The 3074-nt window shown below is 68.9% G+C and carries 1 protein-coding gene; it reads left to right on the forward strand.

Features of this window, described 5'->3' with window-relative positions:
* Nucleotides 1-2842 (forward strand): hypothetical protein (locus VFM98_RS07180; RefSeq protein WP_325109225.1); only part of this gene is annotated, 2842 nt, incomplete at its 5' end.
* Nucleotides 2843-3074 lie beyond the last annotated feature (232 nt).

The following is a 3074-nucleotide window of genomic DNA, read 5'->3' on the forward strand; positions in this document are numbered from 1 at the left end:
TCTGACGACCGTGGCGCGCACCGCGGCACACGGCGGCATGCCGGCCACGGGCTGGAACCAGCGCTTCGACGGCGTGCGGGGCACGCTGCACCTGCCGCCGGGTCACCGGCTGATCGCGGTGACAGGCGCCGACGAGGCGCCTGGCACCTGGTTCGAGCGCTGGGGCCTGTGGAACGTGTTCGGCGTCGCGCTGGTCGTGGTGTTCGTCTACTGGACCGCGGGTCGGGTACCGGCCACCATCGCGGCGGTCGCGTTGTTGCTCACCTACCAGGAAATGCCCGCCCTGATCTGGCTCTGGGGCAACCTGCTGGCCTCGTTGGCCGTGGCCAGGGCAGCGCCCGAAGGGCGCTTCCGCAGGATCGCCAAAGTCTGGCGCACCACCAGTTTCGTGGTGCTGGCGCTGGCGCTGCTGCCGTTCATGTGGATGCAGGTGCGGTTCGCGCTGTATCCGCAGCTCGAGACCTCGATGCCCTGGGTCACCTCGGCAGTTGCCGAAGACGTCGGCGCCTATGTCGATCTGCAAAACATAGCTCCGCCGATGCCAGCCCTGGCCGCGCCGGCGCTCGAAGCCGACATCCAGGAAGAGCCCGCGGAGGCGCCGGCGGATGACGGTGTGCGCTACCGCAAGTCGCAAGCGCAGAGCGTCCCGGTGTCCGGACTGAACACGGTCGGCGTCGTGCAGCGCTATGCCAGCGGCACACGATTGCAGGCGGGCCCGGGCATTCCGCAGTGGAGCTACCACGCCTACGAATACCGCTGGTCCGGTCCGGTGGAACCCGACGACACGGTGCGCTTCATCTACATCGGCCCGGTGTCGCTGTTCTTCTGGCGCCTGCTCGGCGTGGTGGCGCTGGCGCTCTTGTTCCTGTGGCTGGCACGGCTCAGCTTCGGCGGCAGCTGGCGTCTGCCGGGCATGCCGCTCGAACGTGCCCGCGCGGGCGTCGTATTGCCGATGCTGTTCGCGCTGGCCTGGCTCGCAGCGCCGGCACCAACGCTCGCCCAGGCCCCCGGTACCCCGGACAACGATCTACTGGCCGAGCTCAAGCAGCGCCTGACCGAGGCGCCGCGCTGCGCGCCGAACTGCGCCGAGCTGGCCGAAGCGCGCGTCAGCGTCGACGGCGACCGGCTCGAAGTGGTGATGCGCGTCAACACGCTCGCGAACATCGCGGTCGCCATGCCGCACGCCAGTGATCGCTGGCAGCTCGACGACATCAGTGTCGACGCCCGCGCCTCGCTGGCCATGAATCGCGAGGGCGATTCGAGCCTGTGGGTGCCGCTCACGCCGGGCGCGCACCTGGTGCGGCTCGCGGGTCGGCTGGCGCCGGCGGAATCCATCCAGGTGGCCTTTCCGCAGCGACCGCGGGCGATCACGGTGGAGTCGCGCGGCTGGACGGTGAGCGGCGTCAACGAGGGCCGGCTGGTCTCAGGTTCGCTCGAGCTGGCGCGCGAACGCGGTGCGCAGCGGCTCGGCGCCGCCAGCGCGCTCGAGGCCGGCGCGGAGTTTCCGGCGTTCGTGCGCGTGGAGCGGCTGTTCAACCTGGATCTCGACTGGACCGTGCAGAACCAGGTCTCGCGCATCGCGCCGTTGCGTGCCGCGGTGTCGGTGGAGATCCCGCTGGTCGCGGGCGAGTCGGTGCTTACACCGGGCGTGGAGACCCGCGGCGGCAGCGTGCTCGTGGGACTCGGCGCCGGCGAGTCGGCGATGTCGTGGAGCTCGGGACTGCCGCGCAGCGAGACGCTCGAAGTTTCGCTCGAAGAGGGCGCGGCACGCACGGAGACCTGGAGTTTCCTGGTCAATCCGCAGTGGCACGTGGAGTTCGAGGGTTTTCCGGCGGTCATGCCGGAGAGACAGAACGCGCCGAGCTGGGTTTTCCGCTTCATTCCGCGCCCGGGCGAAAAGCTCGTCGTGCACGTCACGCGCCCGAACGGCGTGGAAGGCGCGACGCTGGCCATCGACCAGGTGCGCTACACGATGGACGCGGGCAAGCGCTCGTCGAACCACTCGCTGTCCTTCGACTACCGCAGCACCCAGGGCGGCAGGCACACGGTGAAGTTGCCGCCGCAGGCGCGCGTCACGGCGGTGCGCTTCGACTCCGAGCCCGTGCAGCTGCGGCCGGAGAAGGGCGAGTTGCCGCTGGCGCTGTCACCGGGCAAGCACCAGGTGCAGGTGGATTGGGAAGAAGCGCGCGACATCGGTGTGCGCATGCGCCCGTCCACGGTGGATCTCGGCTCGCCGGCCAGCAATGTGTGGACCACGGTGCGGCTGCCGCCGTCGCGCTGGTCGTTGTTCGCGCACGGCGCGGGCGTGGGTCCGGCGGTGCTGTACTGGGGCGAGCTCGTGGTGTTCATCGGCCTCGCCTGGCTGCTCGGACGCTCGACGCTCTCGCCGCTGCGCTTCATCGACTGGCTGTTGCTGGGGCTCGGCCTGTCCACCCAGTCGTGGTGGGTGTTCTCGTTCACCGCGGCGTGGCTGTTGGTGATGCGCTGGCGCGAACGCTGGCAGCCGCGCGAGGGCGTAGCGCGCTGGCGCTTCGACCTCGTGCAGGTGCTGCTCGCCGTCTTCACGGTGATCGCGGTCTTCACGTTGCTGTTCTCGGGCATTCGCAACGGCCTGCTGTCCGCACCTGACATGGGCGTCGAAGGCCCGGGATCGAGCCCGGATGCGTTCACCTGGTTCAACGACCAGAGCCGCGGCGTGCTGGAAACTCCCGCGGTCTATTCAGTGCCGATGTGGACGTACCGTCTGCTGTTCTTCGCCTGGGCGAGCTGGATGGCCTTCGCGCTCGTGAAGTGGCTGCGCTGGGCGTTCCACGCCTGGCAGACCGGCGGCCTTTGGAAGTAATGGGGACATTCCCCGTTTCCAAGCAAAAGGGGACAGACCTGCAGCAGATCTGTCCCCTTTTGACCGCGGACCGGGAAATGAGGAATGTCCACATTTCCCAATCCCCACTTTTTACACCGGCACCTTTTCCCCAGGCACCTTATTCGCAGAGGCCCTCGAGGTAGCCCTGGGCCACGGGCGACAGCCGCTTGCGCGCAATCTCACGGGCCTTCGGCTCGTCGACGATCTCCTC

This window comes from Ramlibacter sp. (assembly GCF_035706265.1).
Taxonomy (GTDB): domain Bacteria; phylum Pseudomonadota; class Gammaproteobacteria; order Burkholderiales; family Burkholderiaceae_C; genus Ramlibacter.